Genomic DNA, 4,861 nt, shown 5'->3' on the forward strand with positions numbered 1-4,861 from the left:
GTCCAGTTCAACGCAAGAATTTCACAACCATAGCCTTGCGCGACCTTCAGCGGGTCGAGCCAGGCGTATTCGGCCACCAATCCGCGAGACACGTCCGGCACCAGGTCCAGCGCGGCTTTGAGTACTTCGCGTGAACTTGAGGTGATCGTGACCTTGTCGAGCAGGCCGAAACGCTGAGCCATCTCACGAATCGCCAGCACGGTCGTGGCAGCGCGGGTGCGTGAGGCGCTTTTGACTTCCAGTTGCCAGTGATCGAAGTCGCACTTCTCAAACAACGTTTCCAGCGTCGGGATCGGGCAGGGTTTGATCCAGCCTGGGCCGCCGTTGCGCGCGTCATAAGTCACCAGTTCGGCCGCCGTATGTTCGACAACCTTGCCGCGTCGGTCAGTGGTGCGCTTGAGTGTGGGGTCGTGGATGACCATCAACTCGTTGTCCATGGACAGGTGCAGGTCCAGCTCGCAACGGCGAACGCCGTGCTTGAGGCATTGCTGAAAGCTGGTCAGGGTGTTTTCCGGTGCTTCGCCCTTGGCGCCGCGATGGCCGTAGATGAGGGTCACGGTTCTTCCTTAATTTAAATGCCTGATTCGTTTTCGCGGGCCAGTCGTCGTTCCTGAGCCTGCTTCTGCAAAATGTAACGGGCAAGCAACTGCCGCTGAGCATCAGTGGGGCGTTCGAACTCGGTGCCGACATCATAGCTGCCCGCGTTGCGGTCGCAATGGATGACGCGGGCTCGCAGCAGCAGACCGAGGGCCTGCGGCATCAGCACCAGTTTGACCGACAGGTGTGCGCCTGCGGCGATCGGTGTCGGATGCCGGAACTCGATGCCACCTTCGGAAATGACCACCGGCTGGGGCTCGCCGATCTGTCCGAGCACAGTGATTGCGATCACCTGGCTGAGTAAATCGATGCGTTTATTCTGGGATTTAAGGAACGCCGCGAGGTTCCGATCGCGCTCGCTGATCTGCCGTAAGAGGTGCTGCGACTCGAATTCGCTAAGGTGCAGTTCGCTGAGCAAATTGAACAATGGAGAAGCATCCTGCAACACTTCCAGCCCTGCGGCCTCGGGAGCGGACAGGGTCCGAATTTCCAGTGCGATCGTGTCTTCGATACGGTASTATTCGCGGCGATCTTCTTCATCTAATGTCGACATGGCGAACCCATGGTAGCGGCGGTGGTCTGAGTGTAAAGCTGGTTATCGACCCCCGCCACAAGGACGTTCCTTTTCCCTCCGAACAAGCCCCGACATGTTCAGACCTCTCTTCGTATTTATTGGCACGCGTTATACCCGTGCAAAGCGTCGCAATCATTTTGTGTCGTTCATTTCCCTGACTTCAATGATCGGACTCGCCCTGGGCGTGGTGGTGATGATTGTCGTGCTGTCGGTCATGAACGGCTTCGATCATGAGATGCGCACCCGCGTGCTGGGCATGGTGCCCCACGCGACCATCGAGTCCGGCGAGCCGATCAGCGACTGGCAAAGCCTGGCCACCAAGGTCAAGAAAAACCCGCAAGTGACGGCCGTGGCGCCGTTCACTCAGATGCAAGGTTTGCTGACCAACAACGGCAAAGTCTCCAAAGTGCTGCTCAATGCCATCGACCCTGCGCTGGAGCGCAATGTCTCGATCATTGATCACTTCATGCAGCAGGGCAAACTCGACGATCTGGTCCCGGGTGAATTCGGCATTGTCATCGGCGACAAGGCCGCGGCCAAGCTCGGCGCTGCTATCGGCGACAAGCTGACGTTTGTCGCGCCGGAAGTTACGGTGACCCCGGCCGGTATGTTTCCGCGCATGAAACGCTTTACCGTGGTTGGCATCTTCCATGTCGGCGCCGGTGAGCTGGACGGTTATCTGGGCATCACCAACTTGCAGGATCTGGCCCGGCTGCACCGCTGGAAACCGGATCAGGTGCAGGGCATTCGCCTGAAGTTCGATGACCTGTTCCAGGCGCCGCGGACCGCATGGAGCATCGCCCAGCAGCTCGGTGAAGACCATTTCTACGCCCGTGACTGGACGCGCACCCACGGCAATCTGTATCAGGCGATCCGCATGGAAAAAGCCATGATCGGTCTGCTGTTGCTGCTGATCGTCGCGGTTGCCGCGTTCAACATCATTTCCACGCTGGTAATGGTGGTGAACGACAAGAAGGGCGACATCGCGATATTGCGCACATTGGGCGCCACGCCGCGCACGATCATGGCGATCTTCATGGTGCAGGGCACCGTCATCGGGGTGGTCGGGACGCTGATCGGTGCCGCGGTCGGGATCTTCGCCGCGTTGAACGTCAGCGCCGCGATCTCGGCCCTCGAAGGCCTGATCGGCCATAAATTTCTCAACGCCGATGTGTACTTCATCGACTACCTGCCGTCGCAAGTGCAGAGCCAGGACGTCTTGATGGTCTGCGGCGCCGCGTTGATCCTGAGTTTCCTCGCCACCCTGTATCCAGCCTGGCGTGCCGCGCGCACCCAGCCTGCGGAGGCGCTACGTTATGAGTGAGTCGGGCATGAGTGATAAAGCAATCTTGAGCTGCCGCAACCTGGGCAAATCCTACGAGGAAGGCCCGGAGTCGGTGGAGGTTCTGGCCGGTCTGCAGCTGGAGTTGCACCCCGGTGAGCGCGTGGCGATTGTCGGCAAGTCGGGTTCTGGCAAAAGCACCTTGCTCAATATGCTGGGCGGGCTTGATACGCCGACCAAGGGCAGCGTCTGGCTCGACGGCGAAGAACTCTCGGCATTGAGCGAAAAGAATCGCGGCCTGCTGCGTAACCGCGCCCTCGGGTTCGTGTACCAGTTCCACCATTTGCTGCCGGAATTCACCGCGCTGGAAAACGTCTGCATGCCGCTGCTGATTGGCAAGACGTCGATCCCGGAGGCGCGTCAGCGTGCCACGGCGTTGCTGGAGCGGGTAGGGTTGGGGCACCGTCTGGAACATAAACCAGCGGAATTGTCCGGTGGTGAACGCCAGCGTGTGGCTATCGCTCGTGCCCTGGTGAACAATCCAGGCCTGGTGATGCTTGATGAGCCGACCGGCAACCTCGACTCCCATACCGCCCAGGGCATTCAGGATTTGATGCTGGAACTCAGCACGTCGATGCGAACCGCGTTCCTGGTGGTGACCCACGACATGAACCTGGCCCGCCAGATGGATCGCGTCCTGCATTTGCAGGAAGGTTGCCTGACACCTATCTGATTGAGCGAAACCCGACGTACCAGACGGTACGCCGGGTCTTTTATTTTTATACGGTGCCCCAGCGAATGTTCAGACCGTTATCGATCTTCATCGGCGCGCGCTATACCCGCGCCAAGCGCCGCAATCGCTTTGTTTCCTTCATCTCGATGACCTCGATGATCGGCCTCGCCCTTGGCGTGCTGGCGATGATTGTGGTGTTGTCGGTCATGAACGGTTTTCAGCGCGAAATGAGCTCGCGCATCCTCGGCATGGTGCCGCACGCGACTATCGTCGGTGTGAATCCGATCGACAATTGGCAGCCAGTCGCCGCGGCCGCGATGAAAAATCCGCAAGTGACCGCGGCCGTGCCGTTCACCGAGATGGAAGGCATGCTCTCCTATAAGGGCACGATGCAGCCGATTCAGGTCAGCGGCATCGATCCGGCACAGGAAGGCAAAGTGTCCATCGTCACCCAGCACATCGTTCAGGGGAGTCTGGATGATTTGAAGCCGGGTGAATTCGGTGTGGTGATCGGCGAGATCACGGCACGTCGCTTCCGTTTGAATGTCGGCGACAAGCTCACCCTGATCGTGCCTGAAATCAGCAACGCACCGGGCGGGATCACCCCGCGCATGCAGCGCCTGAACGTGGTCGGTGTGTTCAAGGTCGGTGCTGAGCTGGACGGTTCGATGGCATTGATCCACGTTGCCGATGCTGCGCAGATGCAGCACTGGGAACCGAATCAGGTGCAGAGCGTGCGTCTGGCGGTGAAGGACTTGTACGCCGCGCCACAAGTATCGAGCGACATCGCCAGTGGTTTGGGCGCCGCGTACAAGGCTGACGACTGGACCCACACCCAGGGCAGTCTGTTCAGCGCGATGAAAATGGAAAAGACCATGATTGGCCTGCTGTTGCTGATGATCGTCGCGGTGGCGGCGTTCAACATCATCGCGACCTTGATTATGGTGGTGAACGATAAGGGCGCGGACATCGCGATCCTGCGCACGATCGGCGCTACGCCGGGGCAGATCATGGCGATCTTCATGGTCCAAGGGACCGTGATCGGGGTTGTCGGGACCTTGATCGGCGGCGTGCTTGGGGTGATTGCGGCGTTGAACGTCAGTGAACTGGTGGGCTGGATCGAGCGGGTGAGCGGGCAGCACATCTTCAGTTCGGATGTGTATTTCGTCAGCAACCTGCCTTCGGAATTACAGGGCGCGGATGTGCTGTTGATTTGCTCGGCGGGGTTCATCTTGAGCTTCCTTGCCACTGTGTATCCGGCATGGCGTGCGGCGCAGATCGAGCCGGCTCACGCATTAAGGTATTCGTAAGCAGTAAACCGACGAAGGGGCCAGACCTGCTGGCCTCAGTTCCCCTTTGGCAGCTCAATCACAAACCGCGTCCACCCATTTTCCGATTCGCAACGAATCTGCCCGCCATGGGCACGAATGATCGACTGCGTAATCGCCAGTCCCAACCCCGCATGTTCACTGCTGCCTTCCTGGCGCGCCGGATCGGCTCGAAAAAACCGGTCAAACAAACGTGGCAGTAACGCCCCGTCAATTCCATCACCATTGTTTTCAACCGTCAGACTCAACCCTTTAACCTGATCAACAATCCGTACCCGAACCTCGCCCTCAGCCGGCGTAAATCGCAACGCGTTATCCAGCAAATTGGAAAGCGCCCGCCGCAACAT

6 protein-coding genes are annotated in these 4,861 nt (G+C 59.1%); 3 read left to right on the forward strand and 3 right to left on the reverse strand.

Features of this window, described 5'->3' with window-relative positions; all coding sequences use genetic code 11:
* Together AC1DRJ_RS19210 and AC1DRJ_RS19215 are read right to left on the reverse strand one after the other, a co-directional pair.
* A partial coding sequence (locus AC1DRJ_RS19210) for a glycerophosphodiester phosphodiesterase (RefSeq protein ID WP_477803541.1) occupies positions 1–557 on the reverse strand: 557 nt, incomplete at its 3' end.
* Between the two features lie 14 nt (positions 558–571).
* Entirely contained in the window at positions 572–1,150 is a 579-nt protein-coding gene (locus AC1DRJ_RS19215) for a PilZ domain-containing protein (protein WP_477803542.1), read from the reverse strand.
* Between the two features lie 94 nt (positions 1,151–1,244).
* Here AC1DRJ_RS19215 and AC1DRJ_RS19220 point away from each other — a divergent pair, with 94 nt between their 5' ends.
* The 3 genes from AC1DRJ_RS19220 to AC1DRJ_RS19230 all read left to right on the forward strand — a co-directional run bounded on the left by AC1DRJ_RS19220 (position 1,245) and on the right by AC1DRJ_RS19230 (position 4,496).
* Positions 1,245–2,495 (forward strand): lipoprotein-releasing ABC transporter permease subunit, encoded by a 1,251-nt coding sequence (locus AC1DRJ_RS19220; protein WP_150778754.1) that lies wholly within the window; start codon positions 1,245–1,247, stop codon positions 2,493–2,495.
* A 7-nt stretch (positions 2,496–2,502) separates the two neighbouring features.
* On the forward strand, positions 2,503–3,186 hold the full coding sequence (lolD, locus tag AC1DRJ_RS19225; protein WP_162830870.1) for a lipoprotein-releasing ABC transporter ATP-binding protein LolD: 684 nt from the start codon (positions 2,503–2,505) through the stop codon (positions 3,184–3,186).
* 65 nt (positions 3,187–3,251) lie between these two features.
* Positions 3,252–4,496, forward strand: a complete 1,245-nt coding sequence (locus AC1DRJ_RS19230) for a lipoprotein-releasing ABC transporter permease subunit (RefSeq protein WP_477803543.1) — start codon at positions 3,252–3,254, stop codon at positions 4,494–4,496.
* Positions 4,497–4,531: 35 nt separating this feature from the next.
* Here AC1DRJ_RS19230 and AC1DRJ_RS19235 read toward each other — a convergent pair.
* Positions 4,532–4,861, reverse strand: a 330-nt coding sequence (locus tag AC1DRJ_RS19235; RefSeq protein ID WP_477803544.1) for an ATP-binding protein, incomplete at its 5' end; no start/stop codon positions are given.

It is taken from the genome of Pseudomonas sp. P5_B2, from assembly GCF_056400445.1.

What these genes read in the sequence shown, in the direction of transcription:
- AC1DRJ_RS19220 (WP_150778754.1), top strand. Translation starts at nt 1,245, where the DNA reads ATGTTCAGACCTCTCTTCGTATTTATTGGCACGCGTTATACCCGTGCA.
- lolD (WP_162830870.1), top strand. Translation starts at nt 2,503, where the DNA reads ATGAGTGATAAAGCAATCTTGAGCTGCCGCAACCTGGGCAAATCCTAC.
- AC1DRJ_RS19230 (WP_477803543.1), top strand. Translation starts at nt 3,252, where the DNA reads ATGTTCAGACCGTTATCGATCTTCATCGGCGCGCGCTATACCCGCGCC.